Consider the following 23,370-nt stretch of genomic DNA (forward strand, 5'->3'; position numbering starts at 1 on the left):
GCTCAGGGCTCAAGGCGCTGACCGGACTCGCCGGCCAGCGCGCGTTCCACTTCGTCACATACCGCGTGCAGCACCGTCAGGTGCACTTCCTGCACGCGGGCGGTGTCGGACTCCGGCACCGCAATCACCTCGTCGGCCTCCGCGCCGAGCGGGCCGGGGTTCGCCCCCGTGAGCGCCACCACGTGCAGTCCGCGCGCCCGGCCGGCCCGGGCCGCCGCCACCACGTTGGGCGACCGCCCGCTCGTGGAGATGGCCAGCAGCACGTCGCCGGGCCGCCCGAACGCCTCGACCTGCCGGGCGAAGATCCGGTCGAAGCCGTAATCGTTGCCGACCGCGGTCAGCGCGCTCGTGTCCACCGTGAGCGCCATCGCCGGCCATGCGGCCCGCTCGCGACGGAAGCGTCCGGTGAGTTCCGCGGCGAAGTGCTGGCACTCGGCCGCACTGCCGCCATTGCCACACGCGAGGACCTTCCCTCCGGCGGCGAGCACTGCCGCGACCTGCGAGGCGGTCCGCGCCACTACCGGCCCGAGCACCGCCGCGGCGCGGCGGTGCGCGTCGGCCGCCGCCTCGATCGCCGCGACGCCGCGGGCTTCGGCCGGGTCGGTCACTGCACGTTGAATCCGGCGCTCGCGCTGGCAGCGCGCCGCTGCCGCTCGATGTTGCGCACGAACTCCTCTTCGGTGACCTGGATGGCCTCGCCGATGTCGACGGCCTTGTGGATCTGCACCGGGTAGTCCTTGCGCGCCGGGTGCCCCTCCCAGTCCTCGGGCATCAGCAGGCGCCGCAGGTCCGGGTGGCCTTCGAAGGCCACCCCGAACAGGTCGAACACCTCGCGCTCGTACCAGTTGGCGTTCGGGTAGATGCGCACGATGGTCGGCACGCTCGGCGTCTCGCCGCCGACGCGCACCTTGACGCGGAGCCGCTGCGCCGGGGGCACGCCCGCGCCCAGGGCCTCCGGCCCCATGGACACGAAGTGGTAGACCACCTCGAAGCGCGGCTCACGGGGCCAGAAGTCGGCGGCGGTGCACTCGGCCAGCGCCTGGAACTGCAGCGCCGGGTGCTCGCGCAGCTGCCGGGCGACGCGCTCGATGTCGGCGGCCGGCACCACGATCGCCGGCTGGTCCGGCGCGGGCACCTCTTCGATGGTCACGTCCGGCAGGGCCTGCCGGAGGGCATCCAGTCGCGTTGCGAAGTCCATGCGATCAGCCGAAGTTGACCAGCGGCTGGCGCGACCGGGCCATCTTCCGCTGCAGTTGGACGATGCCGTAGATCAGGGATTCGGGCCGCGGCGGGCAGCCGGGCACGAAGACGTCGACCGGCACCACCTGATCGACCCCCTGCACGATGGCGTAGTTGTCGAACACCCCGCCGACCGACGCGCAGGCCCCCATGGAGATGACCCACTTGGGCTCGGGCATCTGGTCGTAGACGCGCCGGAGCGCCGGGGCCATCTTCCGCGACAGCCGGCCGGCGACGATCATCAGGTCGGCCTGTCGCGGCGAGCCGCGGAACACCTCGGCGCCGAAGCGCGCCACGTCGTAGCGATTGGCGGCCATGGCCATCATCTCGATGGCGCAGCAGGCCAGGCCGAACGCCACCGGCCAGATGGCCGAGCGGCGGGCCCAGCCCACCAGCTTGTCGACCGTGGTCGTGAGAACGGGAATTTCGATATCAGCCATGACTGCAGCAGTCCGTCAGCTCTTTCGACACCGGGGCGGGACGGTCAGTCCCGCGTGTTCCAGTCGAGGGCGCCCTTGCGCCACACGTAGACATAGCCGGTGATCAGGATCAGGAAGAAGACGAGGATCTGCACGAACCCGGTCCACTGCAGTTCGCGCAGGGCCACGGCCCAGGGATAGAGGAACGCCACCTCGATGTCGAACAGCAGGAAGATCATCGCCACGAGGTAGAACCGCACCGACATGCGCTCGCGAGCGTCACCCACCGGCGGCATGCCGCACTCGTAGGGCGCCAGCTTCTCGGCCGTCGGGTTGCGCGGCCCGAGGTACTGCGACAGGAAGACGTTGCCCGCGGCGAAGGAGAAGCCGAAGGCCATCAGCAGCAGAATCGGAACCCAGCCGTCCATGCGTGTAGGTCGCCGCGCCGCGGCGGAGGTGGCGCTTGTGAAAAGTCGCGCAAGCGTGGCCGTGCGTGCCCATCACGCGCGCCCCCGCTGTCGGTCCCGCCGGCGCCTGCCGCAGGCGGGGCTCGATCCCGTAGATGCTAGCCCGCTTACGCACTCATCTGCAATGCATTCCGGGAGTCGGGAGTCGGGAGTCGGGAGTCGGGAACCGCACGCAGACTCCGGGCACCGGCCAGCGGGCACCGGGTACCGGGCGGCGGGCACCGGGCAGCGGGCACCAGGAGGCCCGGAGCGCTGGCATCGCGGCAATGGGGGCCGGGCCCAGAGTCCGTCGCCATGCCCGCCGAGCCCAACGCGCCGCTCTCTCGATGCTCTCAGAGCCCTGAGCCTCGAGCCTTGGGCCTTGGGCCTTGGGCCTTGGGCCTTGGGCCTGACGTGCGCCGGGAGCCTCGAGCCTCCACCCTCGAGCCGCCCGAGTACAGTACTGTGCTGTCGTGCGCCTCGCCTGGTTCTCGCCCCTGCCCCCGGTGCACTCGGGGATCGCGGCCTACAGCCTCGATGTCCTGCAGGGACTCGCCGGCCACCACGCCATCGACCTGTACGTCGAGGATCGGGTCTGGCAAGCCGCCGGCGGGCACCTGCACGCCGGCCGGGGCCCACTGACCGTCCCGCTGGAAGGGCCGCTCGGGTTGCCCCTCCTCCGCGCCTACGACTTCCCCGTCGCCCAGGAGCGCCAGCCGTACGACCTCATCGTCTACCAGATGGGCAATGCCGCCTGCCATCGCTACCAGTGGCCCTACCTGCTCCGGTGGCCCGGGCTGGTCGTGCTGCACGACGCCGCGCTCCACCACGCGCGTGCCCACGCCCTCTTGAGTGACCGGCGAGACGACGACTACCGCGCCGAGTTCCGCTTCAACCATCCCGGCGTCGACCCACGGGTCGCCGACTTCGTGGTCGCCGGCCTGGAGGGGTCGCCCTACTACCTGTGGCCGATGCTCCGGACGGTGATGTGTGGCGCGCGGGCGGTCGTCGTGCATGGGGAACCGTTGCGGCAGGCGCTGGCCGAAGAGTTCCCCGGTACGCCCATCCGGGCGGTGTCGATGGGGGTGCCGGACCCGTGGGCAGGCTCGGAACCCAGGGACGCGGGCTCAGGGCCCAGGGCTCAGGGCTCAGAGAGCACGCTGAATGGCTCAGGGCTCGGGGCTCAGGGCTCAGAGAGCCTGCCGAAGGCCGACGGCCGCATGACGAAGGCCGAGGCAGGCTCAGGGCTCAGGACTCAGGGCTCAGAGAGCCTACCGAAGGCCGATAGTGATGTGGTCGTGGCTGCCTTCGGCGTGATCACGCCCGAAAAGCGCATCCTGCCGATCCTGCGCGCCCTGCAGGTGTTGAGGGCGGACCTGCCGGCGGTGCGGCTGCGGCTGGTGGGCGAGATCGGCGAGCACTATGCGCTCTGGCAGGACGTGGCCCGGACCGGCACGCGCGACCTGCTCGAGGTGACCGGCTACGTGGACGACGACCGACTGGCGGCCGAGTTGCGCGGAGCCGACGTGTGCCTCTGCCTGCGCTGGCCCACGGCGCGCGAGACCTCCGCGTCGTGGCTCCGCTGCCTGGCGGCCGGCAAGCCGACCATCGTGCCCGACCAGCTGTCGACCGCCGACGTGCCGACGCTCGACCCGCGGCACTGGACGCTCAAGCACGACCGGACCGACGCCGCGGCAGTGTTCCAGCCGCCGTCGCCGACCCGGGCCGTCGCCGTCTCGGTGGACCTGCAGGACGAGCAGGACATGCTCGTCCGGGCCCTTCGGCGCCTGGTGATCGACGCCGACCTCCGCGCGTCGCTGGGCCACAACGCCCGCGGCTGGTGGGAGGCGCGCCACACGCTGCCACGCATGCACCGCGACTACGAGGCAGCGCTGACCTGGGCCGCCGCGCAGCCGGTGCCCGACCGGTGGCCGGCCGATGCCCCGGCTCACCTGCATCCCGACACGAGCCGCTGGGCCCGTGCGCTCGTCGCGCCGTTCGACGTCGATGTCGACATCCTTGAAAGCGGCTCGACCAGCTCAGGCCCCTGACGCGCAAGACGGGCCAGCGCCCGCGTCCCGGACTCCGACGACTCGGGTCACGGGGAGGACGAGGCGTCAGTCCCGGTGATCTCGACGGTCGGCGCCCCGGTGCACCGGGCCGGGCAGCCGGGCCAGTCGCTCCCCCGGTACCGCCCGAGGACGGTCCCCACCGCGACGATGACGCGGAAGAGCACCGGCTGCAGGCACGGCGCCATCACCAGCACCTGCTGCGTCCTGGCGTGCCGCAGCGCGGCATGCGCGAGATAGAAGGGCGACGGCCTTCCGGCCGGGCTGGCGTTGAGTACCTCGAACATCGCCTGCAGGTAGCGGTCGAGGTCGACGATCGGCGTGACCACGCCCTCGAAGCGCAGGAGTTGATCGCCCGCATTCCACCACCGGTGGGCGGCGCCGCGCGGCAATCGGGCCTGCCCGCCGGCCGGGACAGTGAAGGTGCGTCCATCCAGCAGGACCGACAGCGTGCCGGCGAGCACGCGCCCCTCCTCGTCCTCGGCGTGATGCACGTGCAGCGGCGGCCCCTCGCTGCGCGGTGGCAGCGTGCCCCGCAGTTCGAGCCACTCATGGTCACCGCGGCGCAATCGGCGCAACGCCAGCCGCTCGCCTGTGTGGCGGTTCTCCAGGTGCAGGAAGGCCTCGTCGGGGTGGGGCATGCCGGGCAGGATGACCGAGGCTACGAGGGATGGCCCCGCCGGTCAATCACCATGATCGCGGCGAACACGCGACACGGAGCCGGGCGATGTTGCTATCCTCGCAGGTGTGCCCGGCGCGCGTCCTGGCCCGGTGCTCCTCCATCCGCCCGTGACCATCCAGCTCAACGGCGAACGCCACGAACTCCCCGAACCGCTCACCGTCGACGCGCTGCTCTCGCGGCTCGACATCGACCCGCGACGCGTCGCCGTCGAACTCAACGAACTCGTCGTCAGGAAAGCCGCCTACGCCGAGACCGTGATTCGGGAGGGCGACGCGGTCGAAGTCGTCAATTTCGTGGGTGGGGGCTAGAGTGCGGGCCCTCGTCGACCGCCCGGCGCTCGGAGCGGCGGTGGTCGTGCTGCTCGCCCTTGCGCACGCCGGGGCACAGGCGCTGGTCCGCCCGCTGTATCAGGTGTCCGACGAGATCGTCTACATGAGCACCGTCCAGGCGACCGCCTGGGAGACGGCGCCGCCGACGCTCCGGTCCTGCATCGCGCCGCCGGACGCGAGATTTCCCTTCATCCCCGTCACCACCAAGCCCGGGTTCCGACGCGCCACGGCGTGGCAACTGTCGACCTACTGCTCCGCGACTGCGGGTCGGGCGTCGCAGCTCGCGCTGCGCCTGCTGCAGGCCGGTTCGCTGGCCGTGGTGGCCGCGTGCGCGTGGGTGATGGGGCACGCGCTCACGGGGAGACACACGGACGCGCTGTTGGCGGGGCTCCTGGTGGCGGCGCACCCGGTGGCGGCCGCGCACGCGGGCGGGGTCACTCCCGACGCCTGGGCCAACGCGTGGAGCGCCCTGGCGTTCACGGCCGGGTCGCGCATGCTCCTCCAGCAGTGGCGCTGGTGGGATCCGCCCTTGTTGCTGCTGTTCGTGGTCCTCGCCCTGGCCTGGAAGGACACGGCGACCTTCCTGGTGGTGCTGCCCGTGCTGGCAGTGCTGGTGCCGCTGGTCAGCAGCGCGCGGGGACGCTCTGCACTGGGCTACGTGGCGTTCCTGGTGGCCTCGGTCGTCGCGACGGCGTCTGCCGCGCTGCTCTGGTTCCGTACTCCGTACGTCGGGGGGGAGGGCCGTGCCCCGCTCGAGGCGCCGGCGTGGCTGCAGGTCGTGGCGGTAGGCCGGGACGCGCTCGGACAGGTCGGCACCCTGGTCACCTCGTCGTGGGTCGGACTGGGCAACTTCGGCGCCAGCACCCTCGTGGCGCCACCTGCCGCGGAAGTGATCGGCGTGGCCTTGCTGGCCGCCGGCCTGGCCGGCGCCGTCAGGCGCCTCGCGCACGACTCGCCGTTGCCGCACGCGGCCGTCGTCGGCACATGGGCGGCCTGCGCCGTGCTCTGCCTGGTGCAGCCTTCGGTGCGGCAGGTGCTGCTCGGCACCCAGGACATCCATCAGGGCCGGTGGTTGTTCCCCCTGCTGGCGCCGGCGGCGGTCGTCCTGGCGTGCGGGATCAACCGGGTGCGCGCCCGCGCCGCCCTGCTGCCGCTCGCGGCACTCGCCAGCGTGACGGCGGCGGGCCTCGGGCTGCTCGAGACGATCCGTTACTACTGGACTTCCTATCCGACGCGGCTGGACCCGTCGGCGCTGTACCTCCGCGGGACCGGGGGCGACGTCATCGACGACCGCCTCGTGCTCGGCCTGGTGCGGCACGCTGCCGCGGACGTGCCCGCCTCCTTCGTCTTCATTGTTCCCCTGCTGCTGGGGCTGGCGGCCGCCGCGAGCCTGGCGCTGGCCTTCGCCACCGTTGATCACCATGACCGACACACTGACCATTGCTGATCGCACCTTCACCTCCCGCCTGTTGGTAGGGACCGGCAAGTACCCGTCGCACGAGGTGATGCGGGAGTGCCACGCGGCCTCGGGTGCGGAGGTCGTCACGGTGGCCGTGCGTCGCGTCGACCTGAACGACCGGAGCGGCACCTCGCTGATGGACTTCATCACGCCGAACCTGTTCATCCTGCCCAACACGGCGGCGTGCTACACGGCCAACGACGCCATCCGCACCGCACGACTCGGGCGCGAGGCGGGCCTCTCGCACTGGGTGAAGCTCGAGGTGATCGGCGACGAGCGGACGCTGTTCCCCGACAACGAGGCCCTGATCGAGGCCACCAAGGTGCTGGTGAAGGAGGGGTTCGTCGTGCTGCCCTACACGACCGACGATCCGATCGTGTGCCGGAAGCTGGAGGACGCCGGCGCCGCCGCGGTGATGCCGCTCGGCGCGCCGATCGGCTCGGGCCTGGGGATCCAGAACCCGAACAACATCTCGATCATCAAGGAGTTCGCCAGGGTGCCCGTCATCGTCGATGCCGGCGTGGGGACGGCCTCCGATGCGGCCATCGCCATGGAACTGGGCGCCGACGCGGTGCTGCTGAACACGGCGATCGCGCAAGCCGACCAGCCGGTGCTGATGGCCCGGGCGATGCGGCACGCCGTCGAGGCCGGCCGCCTGGCCTTCCTGGCCGGACGCATCCCGAAGAAGCGCTACGCCTCGGCCAGCAGCCCGCTCACCGGCACGATCCACGCCTCGGCGCGCGCATAATTGGCGCGCCGATGTCCGACGTCCGCTTCACCCGCTCGATCGACAAGGCCCACCTCGCCCGCCTGAAGGCGGCGCGGGAGGAGGCCGACGCTGCGTACAACGCGGCGCTGTCGGCGCTCGACGCGGCGCTGCCCGCAGTGCCGGAGATGCCGCACCCGGCCGCACCGGCCGACGAGGCACAGGTCACCACGCTCAACGAGCGCTACGCGGTGCTTTCGGCGGCTCCCGTCGTCGGCGGCCTGAAGGGCCTGCTGCTCAAGCCGGTGCTCGCCGTGGTGGCCCCCTACCTCGCGCGGCAGGAGGCGTTCAACGCGGCGCTGGTCGATCACGTCAATCGGAACGTCGCGGCGGAGCGGTCGGTGCGCGAGAGCCAGGCCGCGCTGATCGAGACGCTGCGCATCGAACTGGAGCGGCTCGCCACCTTCCACTCCGCGCTCATCGTCTACCTGCAGCAGCTCACGCCGTACGTCGACACCAAGGACTACGAGTTCGACGGGTTGGCCATGCGGCGGCTCGAGGACGTCGGCGAGGCCGTCGACACGCTGCACCACCGGACCGTCGGCCCTGGCGGCGCGATCAGCGGGGTGGGCGACGAGTTGAACAAGCGCCTCGAGCGGCTGGCCGTGCACGAGCGGCGCTTCGAGGCGCGAGTGGCCGCACTCGACGCCGCGCACACCCAACTGGCGCAATCGCTCGGCGTGGTCACCCGCGCGACCCAGACGCTCAAGCGCGAAGTGGAACGCCTCGTCGAACGGGAACCGCGTTCCGGGCACCGGGCACCGGAACCCGTCGCGGCGACGGGCCCTCTGGACGTCGAGTCGGCGGGGCCGTCGGCGGCCAGCGACAACTCCTTCGCGCGCGGCGGGATCGAGTCGTTCAAGTACGTCGGCTTCGAGGACCAGTTCCGCGGGTCGACGACGGTCATCAGGGAGCGGCTGAAGGACTACCTGCCGGTGTTCGCGGGCCAGCAGGACGTGCTGGACATCGGGTGCGGGCGCGGCGAGTTCCTCGAACTGCTCCGTCAGCAGGGAATCCGCAGCCGCGGGCTGGACATCAACCACGAGATGGTCGAGGAGTGCCGTCAACGCGGCCTCGACGCGCTCGAAGGCGACGCGCTCGGCCACCTGCGCGGCCTGCCCGACGACAGCCTCGGCGGCATCTTCGCGGCGCAGGTCGTGGAGCACCTGCAGCCCGACTATCTGGTGGCGCTGCTGCAGCGCGCGCACGACGTGCTGCGCCCGGGCGGCGTGCTGGCGCTCGAGACCGTCAATGTCGCGTGCTGGTTCGCCTTCTTCCAGAGCTACGTGCGCGACATCACGCACGTCCGGCCGCTGCACCCAGAGACGCTCGCGTACTTCGTGCGCGCCAGCGGGTTCCCGCACGTCGACGTGCAGTTCCGCTCGCCGTACCCCGAGGCGCACAAGCTGCAGCACGTGCCGGGGAGCGACGCCATGCACTACGCGCTGAACGCCAACGTCGACACGCTCAACAGCCTGCTGTTCACCCACCTCGACTACGCGGTGATTGCGCGCAAGCCGTAGGCCGCACTCCGGGCACCGGGCAACCGGGCAACCGGGCAGCGGGCAACCGGGCAACGGGGCAACCGGGCGGCCGGCACCGGCGGCAAGGTGCAAGCGTCCGGCAGGGCCGACGCGCAGACACCCGGACGAGCCCGGCACACGAGCGGGCGGCAGGTACGGAACCGACGGCTATACTTGCCTGTTGGCCCGCCCTCGGCCGGCCGCCTTGATGCACGCATGACGACGCGCCACCTCCTGCTGGTTCTTCTCACCCTCGTCGGCCCGCTCGCGCTCGCGACGGGCGCCCAGCGCCTGCCCTCGCGCCTCGGCGGCCCGGTGGGCCCACCGCCCAAGCCGGGCGCCCCGGCGCCGCCGCGGCCCGGCGCGCCTGCCACGGGCGCCCCGTCCACGCCAGCCAGGCCGACCGGCCCCGAGAAGGTGGTGCCCTTCAAGGCCGGCGAGACCCTGACCTACGACGTGTCGTGGTCCGATTACCTGACCGCCGGCGCGGCCACCATGGTGGTGCGCGACAAGCGCGCCTCGTACGGCTCCACGGCCTGGTACGTCTTTGCCGAGGGTCGGCCCACCGCCCTGCTCTCCAAGCTGTATTCGGTCTACTACAAGGCCGATTCGCTGATGGATGCCTACACGCTGTTCCCGCAGCGCGGGTCGGTGTTCAGCAACGAGAACGGCCGCCAGCGCATGAAGGAGACGCGCTTCGAGCAGGCCAGGCGCAGCGCGGTGTTCCAGATGCGCACCTCGACCACGATGCAGGTCGACCAGACCCTGCCCGGCCCGACGCACGACGGCCTCTCGGCGCTGATGGCGATGCGCACGATGAACCTCGCACCTGGCGCCAGCACGTCGTTCGGCGTTTCCGACAGCGGGTACCTCTATCGCGTGACGCTGACGGTGGGCGCCAAGGAGTCGATCAAGACGGGCCTCGGCCAGGTGGGCGGCTGGAAGATCGTGCCGTCGATCCGCGACCAGAAGGGGCAGGTGGTCGGCCGCGGCCTCGCCGTGTGGATCTCCGACGATGCGCGACGGTTGCCGCTGCGGATCCAGGCACAGTTGCCGGTGGGCTCCTTCGTGCTGACGCTCAAGGAGGCGCGTTGACGCCAGCCCGCGTCCTGGTGACCGGGGGTGCCGGCTTCGTCGGATCGGCGCTGGCCCTCCGCGCGCGGCAGGCCTGGCCGGGCGCCACGGTCATCGCGCTGGACAACCTGCGGAGGCGTGGCAGCGAGCTCAACCTGGCCCGGCTGCGCCAGGCCGGCGTGACGTTCGTCCACGGCGACATCCGCCAGCCGGCCGACCTCGGCCCGCTCGGCAAGGATCTCGACCTCCTCCTCGAGTGTTCGGCCGAGCCCTCGGTGCTCGCCGGCTACGACGGCGACCCCAGCTACGTGGTCGACACCAACCTGACCGGCACGGTCCATTGCCTCGAACTGGCCCGCAAGGCTGGCGCCGCCGTGCTGTTCCTGTCGACGAGCCGCGTCTATCCCATCGCCGCGCTCAACGCGATTGCGACGGTCGAAGGCGACACGCGGTTCGAGATCGCCGACGCGCCGCACGGCCCCGGGTTGTCGACGCGCGGCGTCGCCGAGGACTTCCCGCTGGCCGGCACGCGGTCGATCTACGGCGCCACCAAGCTCGCCTCCGAGTTGCTCATCGCGGAGTACCACGAGGCCTTCGGCGTGCCGACCATCGTGAACCGCTGCGGCGTGATCGCGGGCCCCTGGCAGATGGGCAAGGTCGACCAGGGCGTGTTCTCGCTGTGGATGGCGCGGCACCTGCACGGGGGCGCCCTGACCTACAACGGGTGGAACGGCCAGGGCAAGCAGGTGCGCGACCTGCTGCACGTCGAGGACCTGGCCGACCTGGTGGTCGCCGAGGTCGAGCAGTTCGAGCGCCTCGACGGCCAGCTGTTCAACGTCGGCGGCGGCCGGGCGTGCAGCCTGTCGTTGCGGGAGACCACGGCCCTGTGCGAGGCCATCACGGGCAGGCGCCTCGACATCACGCCGAATCCGGCGATGCGCGTGGCCGACATCAAGCTGTACCTGACCGACAACGCGCGGGTGACGGCGGCCACCGGTTGGGCGCCTCGGCGGACGCCGGCCGACGTGTTGCGGGACCTGCACGCGTGGATGGTCGAGCACGGCCCTGCCCTGCAGGCGGCAGGCATATGACCCGACGGGACCCGGAAGGTACACTGCGCTGATGGCTGTCGCCCTCATCACCGGCTCGGCCGGCCTGATTGGCTCGGAAGCCGTCGACTCGTTCGTGGCCCGTGGGTACGACGTCGCCGGCATCGACAACGACATGCGCCGTCGCTTCTTCGGCGACGAGGCGTCCACGGCCTGGCAGCGCGACGAGCTCGAGCGGCGCCACGGCCGGCAGTATCGCCATCACGACGTCGACATCCGCGATGCGGCGGCCATCAATGCCGTCGTGGCGCAGTACGGCACGGCCATCGCGGCCGTGATCCACACGGCGGCGCAGCCGTCGCACGACTGGGCCGCCCGCGAGCCGTTCACCGATTTCGGGGTCAACGCCATCGGCACGCTCAACCTCCTCGAGGCGTGCCGCGAGCACTGCCCGGACGCCGTCTTCGTGTTCACCTCGACCAACAAGGTGTACGGCGACACGCCGAACCGCCTGCCGCTGGTCGAGCAGGAGACGCGCTGGGAGATCGACCCGTCGCATCCCTTCGCGGACGGGATCGACGAGTCGATGAGCATCGACCAGTCGACGCACTCGCTGTTCGGCGCATCCAAGGTCGCCGCCGACGTGCTCGTGCAGGAGTACGGGCGCTACTTCGGGATGCGGACGGGCGTGTTCCGCGGCGGCTGCCTCACCGGGCCGCACCACTCGGGCACGATGCTGCACGGCTTCCTGGCGTACCTGATGAAGTGCACCGTGACCGGCACCCCGTACCGCGTGTTCGGCTACAAGGGCAAGCAGGTGCGCGACAACATCCACAGCGCCGACCTGGTCAGCGCGCTGCACGCCTTCGTCGACGCGCCGCGCGCCGGCGAGGTCTACAACATCGGCGGCTCGCGGTTCTCGCACTGCTCGATGCTCGAGGCGATCACGCTGTGCGAGGAAATCGCGGGCCGCGAGCTGTCCTGGTCCTACGAGGAGAAGAACCGCATCGGCGACCACATCTGGTACGTGAGCGACATCGGCAAGTTCAGGCGCCACTACCCGACCTGGGTCCAGCAGCACGACGTCCGGAGCCTGCTGCGCGACATCCACGACCGGAACGTCGACCGATGGACGGCACTTCAACCGTGAGCGGGGCAGCGGGTGGTGTCGACGTCCAGGCCGTGTACGAGCGCCGGTTCGGCGACACGCTGGCGTTCCGTCGGCAGATGTGGGACGTCCTCTGTCGCGACTTCTTCCAGCAGTACGTGCCTGCGGATGCCACGGTCGTCGAGATCGGCGCCGGCTACTGCGAGTTCATCAACCACATTCGCGCCGGCCGGAAGGTGGCCGTCGACCTCAATCCGGACACGCGCGGGCACGCCGGCCCCGACGTCGCCGTGATCACGTCCTCCACCTCGCACATCGCGCCGCTGGGCGACGCGAGCGCCGACGTGGTGTTTGCCAGCAATTTCCTCGAGCACCTGACGCGTGAGGACATCCTCTCGACCCTGCGCGAGGTGCGACGGATCCTCAAGCCCGGCGGCCGGTTCCTCGTCCTGCAGCCCAACATCCGGTACTGCAAGGAAGACTACTGGCAGTTCTTCGATCACATCACGCCGCTCTGCGACCGGAGCCTCACCGAGGCGCTCGAGATGACGGGCTTCCGGGTGCCGTACGTGCTCCGGCGGTTCCTGCCGTTCACCACACAGGGGCGGCTGCCGAACTCCATCGCCCTGCTGAAGCTGTACCTCAAGCTGCGTCCCGCGTGGCGCATCTTCGGACAGCAGAGCTTCCTGATCGCCACGCCCCGTGCCTGACGCGCCGTTGACCCTCTCGGTGGTGATTCCTGCCCATAACGAGGCCGAGGGCATCACCGGGACGCTGAGGACGTTTGCCGCCCGCCTGCGGGCCGAGGCGATCCCGTTCGAGCTGCTCGTGGTGGACGACCACAGCACCGACGGCACCGCTGCGGTGCTGGCGGCCCTGGCCGGCGAGCTGCCGGAACTGCGGCGCGTCGACAATCCCAGGCCGGGCGGCTTCGGGCATGCCGTCATCGCCGGCCTCGAGGCGTTTGCCGGCGACGCCGTGGCGATCGTCATGGCCGACGCCTCCGACGACCCGGCCGACCTGGTGACCTATTACCGGACGCTCGCCTCCGGGTACGATTGCGTGTTCGGGTCGCGGTTCGTGCGGGGGGCCCGCGTGGTGGACTACCCCCGGCACAAGCTCCTGCTGAACAGGGTCGCCAACGGGTTCATCCGCCTGCTGTTCGGCCTGCGCCTGAACGACGTGACCAACGCGTTCAAGTGCTACCGGCGCGAGGCCATCGAGGGCTGCCGGCCGTACCTGAGCAAGCACTTCAACCTCACGGTGGAGCTGCCCCTGAAGGCGATCGTGCGCGGCTACACGTACGCGGTGGTGCCGATCAACTGGTACAACCGGACGAGCGGCGTGTCGAAGCTGAAGATCAAGGAGATGGGGAGCCGGTACCTCTTCATCGTCCTGTACGTGTGGCTGGAGAAGGTGTTGTCGCGAGGGGACTACCGGAAGCCCCAGCATGCGGCCCCGGACCGCTGAGAGGATTGTCTACGACCATGCATGTGCTGATCACCGGCGGTGCCGGCTTCATCGGATCCCACCTGTCGGATGCCCTGCTGGCTGCCGGCCATCGGGTCCACGTGATCGACGATCTGTCCACCGGCTCGATCGGCAACATCGCGCACCTGAAGCCGAACCCCGCGTTCTCGTACACGGTCGACACGGTGGACAACGAGCGGCTGCTGGCCGAGCTGGTCGACGAGGCCGACGTGATCTTCCACCTGGCCGCGGCGGTGGGCGTCAAGAAGATCGTCGAGGAGCCGGTCGCCACGATCGAGAACAACGTGCACGGCACCGAGGTCGTGCTGCGGCAGGCCAACAAGAAGAAGAAGCTGGTGGTGATCGCCTCGACGTCGGAGGTGTACGGCAAGAGCACCGACGTGCCGTTCAACGAGGATCAGGACCTGGTGATGGGGCCGACGCACAAGCACCGCTGGGCGTACGCCTGCAGCAAGGCGATCGACGAGTTCCTGGGCCTGGCCTACCACAAGGAACGCAAGCTGCCGGTGATCATCGTGCGCTTCTTCAACACGGTGGGCCCCCGTCAGTCCGGCCAGTACGGCATGGTCATCCCCAACTTCGTGAAGCAGGCGCTGGCGGGCACGCCCATCACCGTGCACGGCGACGGCACCCAGTCGCGCAGCTTCACCTACGTCGGCGATGTCGTGCGGGCCCTGCTGGCGCTGGTGGCCGAACCGAAGGCCATCGGGCAGGTGTTCAACATCGGCAACGGCGAGGAGATCACCATCAACGCGCTGGCCGAGAAGGTGAAGGCGATGACCGGCAGCGCGTCGGAGATCGTCCGCATCCCGTACGACCAGGCCTACGAATCGGGCTTCGAGGACATGCCGCGCCGCGTGCCCGACCTCACCAAGATTCGCAACCTCGTCGGCTACGAGCCCAGGGTGGGCCTCGACCAGATCCTGCGCGAGGTCATCGACTACATGCGCGCGTAGGATCGGGCGGCGGGACGAGGCGGCTCGACACGAACGTCGGGATCGCCTCGGCCAGCCGCGCGTGGATCGCGTCGGCATCACCGCGCCGGGCCGCGGCGATGAGGCGGAGGACCACGCGGTCGAGGGCCCGGCCGGCTGGCGCTCGCGCCGGCTCGGTGACGCGCAACACGTCGCCCCTGCCCGTCGGGACCACCTCGCACCCGGCTTCCCACAGCGCCTCGGCCAGCTTCTCGCCCGGCCGCAGTCCCGTGAACACGATCGGCACGTCGCCGCCGCCGGCCAGCTGGATCAGGTCCGCGGCCAGGTCCACCAGGCGCACTGGCGCGCCCATGTCCAGTACGTACAGCTGCCCGTCATCGTCGATGCCGCCCGCCTGCAGGACGAGGTAGACGGCCTCGGGGATGGTCATGAAGAAGCGCGACATCGCCGGGTCGGTCAGCGTGACGGGCCCGCCTCGGAGGATCTGCTTCTCGAGGACCGGCACGACGCTGCCGCGGCTGCCGAGGACGTTGCCGAAGCGCACCGATACGTAGCGGTGCCCGGTGCGCGCTGCCGCGGCGCGCACGATCCACTCGCACACGCGCTTGGTGGCGCCCATCACGCTGGCCGGGGCGACGGCCTTGTCGGTGGACACGAAGAGCAGCCGCGGGACGCCGGCAGCCTCGGCGCAGGCGACGACGTTGCGCGTGCCGAGCACGTTGTTCCTCACGGCCTCGGCGGGGAACTGCTCCATCAGCGGCACGTGCTTGTGGGCCGCCGCGTGGAAGACCACGCCGGGCGCGTGGGTGGCGAAGACGCGCGCCAGGCTGCGACGATCGGTGATGTCGGCGATCACCGGCACGATCGGCGGTGCGTCGGCGTCGGCCGTCAGGTCGGCGTGCGCGGCGTGGATGCTGTTCTCCCCGTGCCCGAGCAGGATGACGCGCGCCGGTGCTGCCCGGCACACCTGCCGGGCCAGTTCACGACCGATGGAGCCACCGCCCCCGGTGATGAGGACGCACTGGCCGTGGAGGTAGGCCGGCGGCGGGTCGTCGCAGCGGACCTCGGTGCGGCGCAACAGGTCGCCGAGTTCCACCGGCCGCAACTGCCGGGGCGTGATCGAGCGCCCGAGCAGCTCGACGATGCCGGGCATGGTGCTGGCCGGAAGCCCGGCGCCACGCGCCGCGGCGACGATCTCGCGAAGCCGCCCGCCGGTGAGGCTGGGGATGGCGATGACGACCTCGGTGGCCTCGTGTCGGCGTGCGACCTCGGCCAGTGCGCTGACCGCTCCCTCGACCAGGGCGGTACCCAGGCGCGTGCCGAGGCGCGCGGGGTCGTCGTCGAGGACGGCCACCAGCCGCAGGCCGTGGGCCTCGGCCGCGAGGCCCTCGGCCAGCAGGCGGGCGGTATGGCCGGCGCCGACGAGCAGGATGCGGCGCGGTGATTCGCCGGAGGTCATCGCTGCCCTTCGGCTGTCAGGACGCCGCCTGGCCGGGTGCGGTGATGCGTCCGGACGGTGGCGGCGCGAGGGCTCGGAACGGTCGTGATCATCCGGGCCCCGATGGTAACCCCACCTGCACCGGTCGGCATGCGGAGCGGCGTGCGCGGCGCGCCAGCGCGGTCGCGACGAACTGCTATGCTATCGGGCGTTCCGGCCGAGAACAGCCGCGCCGCGCGGCATGCGTCGATGCCCTCGCCAGCCTTCACGACACCATCACCACCGACACGCCTCGCCCCGTGGCGGATCCTGGCCGCGCTCGCGGTGGTGATGATCGGGGCCTGGGTGTTCCGCGGCGATCTGAACCGCATCCTGTTCGCGCGGGAGCCGGCAGCGCCAGTCCTGACCGAAGACTTCAACCAGGGCGACGCCCCTTCGGCCGGCGTGACCGACGTGCAGGGCCTGTCGCGCTGCGGTGACGGATGGTGCCTCGCGCCGTCGGCGACGGGGCACCTCGTGTACCGATTCAGCGCGCCCCGGGCCAATCCCTTCGTCGTGCTGTGGTGGTATCTGCCGCCCGGCGGGCACAACCGCGTGCTCGTGTCCGAGGACGGTGGCCTCACGTATCGGCCGGTCCTGCAGGACACGACGCTGACGTCGGCCCCGGTCGATCTCGGCATCCGTGGGCGGCGGCCATCCCCGGTGTTCGTGCGGTTCGAGGTCGAGAACCCGTCGCCGAACCTCGTGCTCGCGCTCGACAAGCTGACGGTGATGGATGGTGAGGGCGGCGTCGCGTCCATGGACGCGAGGGTGCTCCACGTCTTCGCCATGCTGCTCTGCTTCGGCCTGGCGGCCGTCCTGCTCTCGCGCGACTGGCGCCTCGCCGCGACGACGGCGCTGATCATCGCGGTCGGCGGCACGCTGCGGTACCGCGCCGTGACGCTGTTGGCGCTGGTGCCGCTCGAGCCCGACGCGGAAGGTTATCTGCGGTTCGCCCACCTGATGGTGCCGTTCTCGGACACGGGCTTCTACTCGGCTCGGTTCGGTGAGCGGGAACCCGGGTTCATCTTCTTCACATGGCTGTGGGGACGGGCCTTCGTCCTCTCCGAGGTCGGGTTCCGCATGCAGGGAGCGGTGCTGAGCACCGCGAGCCTCTGGGCCATCATGCGACTCGGACGGAGCCTGTTCGGCAGGGTCGCCGGGCAGGGGATCGGGGTGGTCGTCGCCCTGAGCACGGTGCTGGTCACCGAGGCGCCACGCGGCCTGCGGCTGGAGTTCGAACTGCTCCTCTGCATGGGGTACTTCTGGGCGGCTTTCGTGCGGGAGTGGTCGAGCCTGCGCCCGATGGTCGTCGTCCTCACGGCGCTGGGCGCGGCGATGACGCTGACGCGCGCGACGTACCTGCCAGTGGTCGTGGCGCTCAACGCGCTTGCGTTCTTGCGCGTGCGCCCGCTGTCTCTCGTCCGGTGGGCGGCCGCCGCCGGGGTGGCCGCGCTCGGCGTGATCCTGCTGATGGCGCCCCATCGCCACAGCATGTATCGCCTCCGGGGTGACCCCTTCTGGGACACGGCGCGTTACGCGCGGTGGAACGCCAACTGGGAGTTCGTGGGCCAGCCGGGCTTTCCGACGGCCGAGCAGCTGCAGGCCAGTGGCTACGTCGGTCCTCCGCTGAGCTACGGCGAGTACATGTTCGGCATGCACACGCCCGCGGAACTGCTGGTCGGCACCACCCGGGGCTACGGCAAGCTGTTCGTCATGATGCGCGCCTGCCCGGTGAAACTGGAGGTGGGCAACGGGGTGTGCCGCGTGCCGTTGATCGATCAGGTGTTCGTCGTGCTGGCGGGGATCGGCATGATCGCCTGCGCCGTCGTGGCGCGCTACCGCTGGATTCCCATCGCGTTCCTCATCATCGAATTCCCGGTGGCCTTTCTGTACGATCGACGCCTCGTGGAGCTGTACCGGCACAGTTACACGGCGTACCCGCTGGTGCTGTTCGCGGCGACGTACGCGTTGGTCCTCGCGGGTCAGGCCCTTCGCAGGTGGACGCGGCCCGCCGCACACACGCCGGCATGAATCCAGCAGAGACGATCGACATGACCGAGGCATCGACCGGCGTCACACCGTCGGCGGCCGAGCGCTACCGCACCGAACGAACCGCCCACTGGGACGGCGTGGCCCGCATGGGCGACCGCGCCCCGAACTGGGGCGCGTACTATCACGCGCGGCTGGCGGAGGTGTATCGGCTGCAGGTCCCGGAGGGCCAGCGGGTGCTGGAACTCGGGTGCGGCGCCGGTCATCTGCTGGCCGCGGTCAAGCCGGCGCACGGCGTCGGCATCGACATGTCGCGCGAGATGATCGAGCGCGCCCGGCAGGCGCACCCGGCCCTCACCTTCGAGGTCGCCGACGCGCATGCGCTGCAGCACCTGACCGAGCCGTTCGACGTGATCATCCTGTCGGACCTGGTCAACGACCTGTGGGACGTCCAGTCCGTACTCGACCACGTGCGTCGCCTCTCCCATCCGCGCACGCGGGTGGTGATGAACTTCTACAGCCACCTGTGGGAACTCCCGCTGCGCGCGGCGGGCCGCCTCGGCCTGACGCGGCCCCTGCTCTACCAGAACTGGCTGACGACGCCCGACATGGCCAACCTGCTGTACCTGGCCGACCTCGAGGTCGTGCGATCGTGGGAGGAAGTGCTGTGCCCGCTGCGCGTGCCCGGCCTCGCGCGCCTGTGCAACAGGTTCCTGGCCAAGCTGTGGCCCTTCCGGCACCTGGCGCTGGCGCACTTCGTGGTCGCACGGCCGCGCGCCGGCGCACTGGATGCCGGGTCCCCCGCCGCGGCAGGCCGCGATCGTCCCACCGTGTCGGTCATCGTGCCGGCCAGGAACGAGGCGGGCAACATCCGGGCGGCCTTCGAGCGCACGCCGCGGATGGGAGGCGGCACGGAGTTGATCTTCGTCGAGGGCCACTCATCCGACGACACCTGGGCCGCGATCGAGCGCGAGATGGCGGCGCATCCCGACGTGCCGAGCCGCGCCTTCCGCCAGACGGGCAAGGGCAAGGGCGACGCCGTCCGCCTGGGATTCGCCGAGGCACGCGGCGACATCCTGATGATCCTCGACGCCGACCTGACGATGCCGCCCGAGGACCTGCCGCGCTTCTACGAGGCCGTGGCGTCGGGCAAGGCGGACTTCGCCAACGGCGTGCGTCTGGTGTACCCGCAGGAGAAGCAGGCGATGCGCTTCCTGAACCTGCTGGGCAACAAGTTCTTCAGCGCGGCCTTCTCGTGGCTGCTCGGACAGTCCCTCAAGGACACGCTGTGCGGCACCAAGGTGCTGTGGCGGCGCGAATACGAGCGCATTGCCGCCAACCGCGCCTACTTCGGCGAGTTCGATCCGTTCGGCGACTTCGACCTGCTCTTCGGCGCGGCCAAGCAGGGCCTGAAGATCGTGGACGTGCCGATCAGGTACCGCGAGCGGACCTACGGGTCGACCAACATCCAGCGCTGGAGCCATGGCTGGCTGCTGCTGCGCATGGTGATCTTCGCCGCGAGACGCATCAAGTTCGTGTGAGGCACGCGTGCTGAAGGCGCTGCTCGAGCATCCCCTCACCCGCGGCATCGCCATCGACGACCCGCGGACCACCGCCATCCGTCGCGAGATCATCGCGACCAAGCCCTTCCTGCGTCGGCTCTACGACGACTGGTATCGGTTGCTCGCTGCGGCCGTCCCGGCAGGGCGGGCGCCGGTGCTCGAACTCGGCGCCGGCGCCGGATTCCTCGACGAGTACATCGAGGGCCTGATCCCGACCGAGATCTTCCAGTGCCCTGGGCTCAAGGCCGTGCTCGACGCCACGCACCTGCCCTTCGCCGACGGCACGCTGCGCGGTGTGGTGATGACCGACGTGCTCCACCACGTGCCCGACGTGGAGCAGTTCCTGCACGAGGCCGCGAGGTGCACCCGCCCGGGCGGCGTGATCGCCATGGTGGAGCCGTGGCACACCGACTGGTCGAGCCTGGTGTACCGGCACCTGCACCACGAGCCGTTCGAGCCGCAGGCCACCTCCTGGGCCTTTCCGTCGACCGGGCCGCTGTCGGGCGCCAACGGCGCCCTGCCATGGATCCTCTTCGCGCGCGACCGTGCCCGGTTCGAGCGCGAGTTCCCGGCGTGGCGCATCGAGGTGCTGCGCCCGATCATGCCGTTCAGGTATCTTCTATCGGGCGGTGTCTCGATGCGGGCGATGATGCCCGGCTGGACGTACCGCCCGTGGGCCGCCGTCGAACGCGCGCTGCAACCGCTTTCGGGCCGGCTCGCGATGTTCGCCTTCATCGTCCTTCGCCGGACCGACGAGGGCACGCAGGCCGTCGGCGCGTCGAGCGGCCCGGACAAGGGAGACACGCGGTGAACAAGGACGCGAGGATTTTCGTTGCCGGCCACCGTGGCCTCGTCGGCTCGGCGATCGTGCGCCGGCTGGGCGAACTGGGTCACGCCAACCCGATCACGGCGACGCGTGAGCAGCTCGACCTCCGCGACCAGGCCGCGGTCAACTACTGGTTCCGCGCCAACCGGCCCGAGTACGTGTACCTGGTGGCCGGCACGGTGGGCGGCATCCTGGCCAACTCGACGCGGCCCGCGGAGTTCATCTACGACAACCTGATGATCCACGCGACGGTGGTGCACGCGGCCCACCTGTACGGGGTCCGCAAGCTGCTCTACCTCGGCAGCTCGTGCATCTACCCTCGCCTGGCTCACCAGCCGATCGAGGAAGGCGAGTTGTTGAGCGGCCAGCTCGAGCCGACCAACGAGCCGTACGCGATCGCCAAGATCGCCGGCATCAAGCTGTGCCAGGCCTATCGAACGCAGTACGGCAGCAACTTCATCTCGGCGATGCCGACCAACCTGTACGGTCCCGGCGACAACTTCGACCTGACCAGCTCTCACGTCCTCCCGGCGCTGATGCGGAAGTTCCACGATGCCAAGGCGCAAGGCGACCGCTCGGTGGTCGTCTGGGGCTCGGGCACGCCGCGACGCGAGTTCCTGCACGTCGACGACCTCGCCGACGCCTGTGTGTTCCTGATGGAGCGGTACGAGGGCGACACGCACATCAACGTCGGCACCGGCGTCGACCTCACCATCCGTGAGCTGGCCACGATGGTCGGCGAGGTGGTGTATCCGGAGGCGACGATTACCTTCGACACGTCGCGCCCCGACGGCACGCCGCGCAAGCTCCTCGACGTCTCCCGCCTGCACGGCCTCGGGTGGCGTCACCGCTACGAGTTGCGGGAAGGCATCGCGCAGACCTACGACTGGTTCCTGCGCCACCAGTCCGAGGCGCGCATGGCCACCGTCGTCCCTGCGGCTTCCGAAGCCTGACGCGCGATCAGCCGGGCGGCGCGAGTGACGGGCGCGCGTCGATGAAGGTCCGGAACCACCCTTCGAGCATCAGCAGGTTCCAGATCTGGTAGTGCCAGAACACCCGGCCCGACGCATGCTCGTCGAGGATGCGCCGGACCTCTTGCGGCTTGAAGTACCCCCGGCTCAGGGTGCGCTCGTCGAGCAGGATCTCGCGCGCGTGGCCCTGCAGCCGATCCTGGAACCAGCGGTCGAGCGGCACGCCGAAGCCCATCTTCGGACGCTCGAGGATCTCTGCTGGCAGCAACTTCCCCGCCACGCGGCGCAGGAGGTGCTTCTTCACGCGACCGTCCTTGATCTTGAACGTCGAGGGCAGGCGCGCCGCCAGTTCCATGAGGCGGTGGTCCAGCAACGGCGACCGCGCCTCGAGCGAGTGCGCCATGGTCGCGATGTCGACCTTCACCAGCAGGTCGTCCAGCAGGTAGGTCCGCACGTCGAGGTCCAGCAACCGGTCCACGAGGTCCGGCCCCGTCGACCGGGCCAGCACGGCTTCCATCGCGGGCACCACGTCGGGCGTCACTGCCTCGAGGAACGACTCCCGACAGATCGCCCGCTTGCGCTTCAGGTCGAAGTGCAGCATCCACGCGGCATAGCGCTGTTCGGTGGTGTCGCCGAGCCGATCGAGGAAGCGGTGGGCGCTGCGCAGGAGCGGCGTCGGGAAGGCGTGCGCCAGCGGACCGCTCGCCAGCGCCGGGAGCCGTCGCAGCCAGGCAGGCAGCACGCCGTCGATCCTGGCAGCCGCCAGACTGGCCACGTACCGCGTGTAGCCCGCGAAGCTCTCGTCGCCGCCATCGCCGTTGAGGGCCACCGTCACGTGGCGCCGCGTCATCTCCGCGAGGATGAACGACGGCAGCGCCGACGAGTCCGCGTAGGGCTCGCCGTAGTGCCACACCAGCTTCGGCATCAGCGCAATCGCGTCCGGCTCGACGACGAATTCCTCGTGGCTGGTGCCGTATCGCTCCGCCACCAGGCGTGCCGCGGGCAGTTCGTTGTAGCGCTCCTCGGTGAAGCCGATCGAGAACGTCCTGACGGGCCCCGACGAGTGGCGGGCCATCAACGCGACGACGGTGCCCGAGTCGATACCGCCGCTCAGGAAGGCGCCGAGCGGCACGTCGCTCACGAGTCGGTCGCGCACGGCGCGGTCGAGCGCCTCCTCGACCGCCTCGACCGCCTCGTCTTCCGTGAGCGACAGCTTCGGCTGGTACTGCAGCGACCAGTACGAGGTGATGCGGGAGGCACCATCCTCGATGGTCATCACGTGGCCGGGAGGCAGCTTGTGGACGCCCTTGAAGGCGCTCCCCGGAGTCGGCACGTACTGCAGCCCGAGGTAGTCGGCGATCGCCTGCGGGTCCGGCTCGGCGCGGAACCCCGGCTCCCCGAAGAACGCACGCACTTCCGACGCGAAGGCCATGCCGTCGGCGTCGAACCGGTAGAAGAGCGGCTTCTTGCCCACGCGGTCACGCGCGAGCAGCGCCCGGCGCCGGCGGGTGTCCCAGATCGCGAACGCGAACATGCCGACGAAATGCTGCACGCAGTCGTCGCCGTAGGCGTCGTAGGCCGCGAGGATGACTTCCGAGTCCGAGTGCGAGCGGAACGTGTAGCCCTTGCCCTCGAGCGTGCGGCGCACGTCCTGGAAGTTGTAGATCTCGCCGTTGAACGTCAGCCAGAGGCGGCGATCGGCCGTGCACATCGGCTGCGCGCCGGCACTCGACAGGTCGATGATCGACAGGCGTCGATGACCGAAGGCCACGGGGCCGTCGGACCAGACGCCCTCACCGTCGGGTCCGCGATGGCGGAGGAAGTCGCACATCGCCGTGACGTGCGTGGGGTCGACCGGCGCGCCGCTGCGGAAGTTGATGCGTCCTGCGATGCCGCACACGTGGTGTCCTCTTCGATGGTGCCGTCATCGGCACGCCGTCTCAGGTGTCCAGC

Annotated in this window: 22 protein-coding genes; 15 read left to right on the forward strand and 7 right to left on the reverse strand. The window is 70.4% G+C overall.

The genetic code is table 11. The features are described 5' to 3' along the window. Window positions 1–2: 2 nt before the first annotated feature. From TBR22_RS19395 to TBR22_RS19410, 4 genes are read right to left on the reverse strand one after another with little or no spacing between them, the layout of a single operon-like run. Window positions 3–608 carry an SIS domain-containing protein gene (locus TBR22_RS19395; RefSeq protein WP_239489480.1) on the reverse strand — a complete coding sequence of 202 codons (606 nt, stop codon included), beginning with the start codon at window positions 606–608 and terminating at the stop codon, window positions 3–5. Next, entirely contained in the window at window positions 605–1,198 is a 594-nt protein-coding gene (locus TBR22_RS19400; protein ID WP_239489481.1) for an NADH-quinone oxidoreductase subunit C, read from the reverse strand. Before TBR22_RS19400 ends, TBR22_RS19395 begins: the two co-directional genes overlap by 4 nt. A 4-nt stretch (window positions 1,199–1,202) precedes the next feature. After that, window positions 1,203–1,679: an NADH-quinone oxidoreductase subunit B gene (locus TBR22_RS19405; RefSeq protein ID WP_239489482.1), complete on the reverse strand. Its 477-nt coding sequence runs from the start codon at window positions 1,677–1,679 to the stop codon at window positions 1,203–1,205. A 44-nt stretch (window positions 1,680–1,723) separates the two neighbouring features. Continuing rightward, window positions 1,724–2,086 (reverse strand): NADH-quinone oxidoreductase subunit A, encoded by a 363-nt coding sequence (locus tag TBR22_RS19410; RefSeq protein WP_239489483.1) that lies wholly within the window; start codon window positions 2,084–2,086, stop codon window positions 1,724–1,726. A 491-nt stretch (window positions 2,087–2,577) separates the two neighbouring features. Between TBR22_RS19410 and TBR22_RS19415 the strand changes: the two genes are divergently transcribed. Then, complete coding sequence (locus tag TBR22_RS19415) at window positions 2,578–4,155, forward strand: glycosyltransferase (protein WP_239489484.1); 1,578 nt, start codon at window positions 2,578–2,580, stop codon at window positions 4,153–4,155. A gap of 47 nt (window positions 4,156–4,202) precedes the next feature. On the opposite strand, the gene TBR22_RS19420 is transcribed toward TBR22_RS19415, so the two are convergent. Further along, the gene (locus TBR22_RS19420) at window positions 4,203–4,814 is read right to left on the reverse strand and encodes a cupin domain-containing protein (protein ID WP_239489485.1); all 612 of its coding nucleotides are present in this window, start codon (window positions 4,812–4,814) and stop codon (window positions 4,203–4,205) included. Window positions 4,815–4,962: 148 nt separating this feature from the next. On the opposite strand from TBR22_RS19420, the gene thiS reads away from it, so the two are divergent. The 10 genes from thiS to TBR22_RS19470 all read left to right on the forward strand — a co-directional run bounded on the left by thiS (window position 4,963) and on the right by TBR22_RS19470 (window position 14,610). Beyond that, window positions 4,963–5,163: a sulfur carrier protein ThiS gene (gene thiS / locus TBR22_RS19425; protein WP_239489486.1), complete on the forward strand. Its 201-nt coding sequence runs from the start codon at window positions 4,963–4,965 to the stop codon at window positions 5,161–5,163. Window position 5,164: 1 nt separating this feature from the next. Beyond that, window positions 5,165–6,631, forward strand: a complete 1,467-nt coding sequence (locus TBR22_RS19430) for a hypothetical protein (RefSeq protein WP_239489487.1) — start codon at window positions 5,165–5,167, stop codon at window positions 6,629–6,631. Then, window positions 6,606–7,391 (forward strand): thiazole synthase, encoded by a 786-nt coding sequence (locus tag TBR22_RS19435; protein ID WP_239489488.1) that lies wholly within the window; start codon window positions 6,606–6,608, stop codon window positions 7,389–7,391. The genes TBR22_RS19430 and TBR22_RS19435 overlap by 26 nt, the downstream gene beginning before the upstream one ends. Before the next feature lie 11 nt (window positions 7,392–7,402). Continuing rightward, window positions 7,403–8,932, forward strand: a complete 1,530-nt coding sequence (locus TBR22_RS19440; protein ID WP_239489489.1) for a bifunctional 2-polyprenyl-6-hydroxyphenol methylase/3-demethylubiquinol 3-O-methyltransferase UbiG — start codon at window positions 7,403–7,405, stop codon at window positions 8,930–8,932. 216 nt (window positions 8,933–9,148) lie between these two features. After that, window positions 9,149–10,027 carry a DUF3108 domain-containing protein gene (locus TBR22_RS19445; RefSeq protein WP_239489490.1) on the forward strand — a complete coding sequence of 293 codons (879 nt, stop codon included), beginning with the start codon at window positions 9,149–9,151 and terminating at the stop codon, window positions 10,025–10,027. Then, a complete protein-coding gene (locus TBR22_RS19450; protein WP_239489491.1) occupies window positions 10,024–11,097 on the forward strand; it encodes an NAD-dependent epimerase/dehydratase family protein in 1,074 nt (357 codons plus the stop codon). The genes TBR22_RS19445 and TBR22_RS19450 overlap by 4 nt, the downstream gene beginning before the upstream one ends. 31 nt (window positions 11,098–11,128) lie before the next feature. Next, on the forward strand, window positions 11,129–12,205 hold the full coding sequence (locus TBR22_RS19455; RefSeq protein ID WP_239489492.1) for an NAD-dependent epimerase/dehydratase family protein: 1,077 nt from the start codon (window positions 11,129–11,131) through the stop codon (window positions 12,203–12,205). Continuing rightward, window positions 12,184–12,873, forward strand: coding sequence for a class I SAM-dependent methyltransferase (locus tag TBR22_RS19460; protein WP_239489493.1), 690 nt, complete (start codon window positions 12,184–12,186; stop codon window positions 12,871–12,873). The genes TBR22_RS19455 and TBR22_RS19460 overlap by 22 nt, the downstream gene beginning before the upstream one ends. Further along, on the forward strand, window positions 12,866–13,633 hold the full coding sequence (locus TBR22_RS19465; protein ID WP_239489494.1) for a glycosyltransferase family 2 protein: 768 nt from the start codon (window positions 12,866–12,868) through the stop codon (window positions 13,631–13,633). The genes TBR22_RS19460 and TBR22_RS19465 overlap by 8 nt, the downstream gene beginning before the upstream one ends. A gap of 17 nt (window positions 13,634–13,650) precedes the next feature. Next, window positions 13,651–14,610, forward strand: a complete 960-nt coding sequence (locus TBR22_RS19470) for a GDP-mannose 4,6-dehydratase (RefSeq protein ID WP_239489495.1) — start codon at window positions 13,651–13,653, stop codon at window positions 14,608–14,610. On the opposite strand, the gene TBR22_RS19475 is transcribed toward TBR22_RS19470, so the two are convergent. Next, window positions 14,588–16,048 (reverse strand): nucleoside-diphosphate sugar epimerase/dehydratase, encoded by a 1,461-nt coding sequence (locus tag TBR22_RS19475; protein ID WP_239489496.1) that lies wholly within the window; start codon window positions 16,046–16,048, stop codon window positions 14,588–14,590. The two genes, TBR22_RS19470 and TBR22_RS19475, sit on opposite strands and share 23 nt — an antisense overlap. A 228-nt stretch (window positions 16,049–16,276) precedes the next feature. On the opposite strand from TBR22_RS19475, the gene TBR22_RS19480 reads away from it, so the two are divergent. From TBR22_RS19480 to TBR22_RS19495, 4 genes are read left to right on the forward strand one after another with little or no spacing between them, the layout of a single operon-like run. Then, the gene (locus TBR22_RS19480; protein WP_239489497.1) at window positions 16,277–18,100 is read left to right on the forward strand and encodes a hypothetical protein; all 1,824 of its coding nucleotides are present in this window, start codon (window positions 16,277–16,279) and stop codon (window positions 18,098–18,100) included. After that, window positions 18,097–19,599, forward strand: a complete 1,503-nt coding sequence (locus TBR22_RS19485) for a glycosyltransferase (protein ID WP_239489498.1) — start codon at window positions 18,097–18,099, stop codon at window positions 19,597–19,599. Before TBR22_RS19480 ends, TBR22_RS19485 begins: the two co-directional genes overlap by 4 nt. A 7-nt stretch (window positions 19,600–19,606) precedes the next feature. After that, a complete protein-coding gene (locus tag TBR22_RS19490) occupies window positions 19,607–20,431 on the forward strand; it encodes a class I SAM-dependent methyltransferase (protein ID WP_239489499.1) in 825 nt (274 codons plus the stop codon). Beyond that, entirely contained in the window at window positions 20,428–21,399 is a 972-nt protein-coding gene (locus tag TBR22_RS19495; RefSeq protein ID WP_239489500.1) for a GDP-L-fucose synthase, read from the forward strand. Before TBR22_RS19490 ends, TBR22_RS19495 begins: the two co-directional genes overlap by 4 nt. Before the next feature lie 7 nt (window positions 21,400–21,406). Here TBR22_RS19495 and asnB read toward each other — a convergent pair whose 3' ends face one another. After that, window positions 21,407–23,317, reverse strand: a complete 1,911-nt coding sequence (asnB, locus tag TBR22_RS19500) for an asparagine synthase (glutamine-hydrolyzing) (protein WP_239489501.1) — start codon at window positions 23,315–23,317, stop codon at window positions 21,407–21,409. Window positions 23,318–23,370 lie beyond the last annotated feature (53 nt).

The sequence above is a fragment of the Luteitalea sp. TBR-22 genome, assembly GCF_016865485.1.
Classification (GTDB): Bacteria; Acidobacteriota; Vicinamibacteria; order Vicinamibacterales; family Vicinamibacteraceae; genus Luteitalea.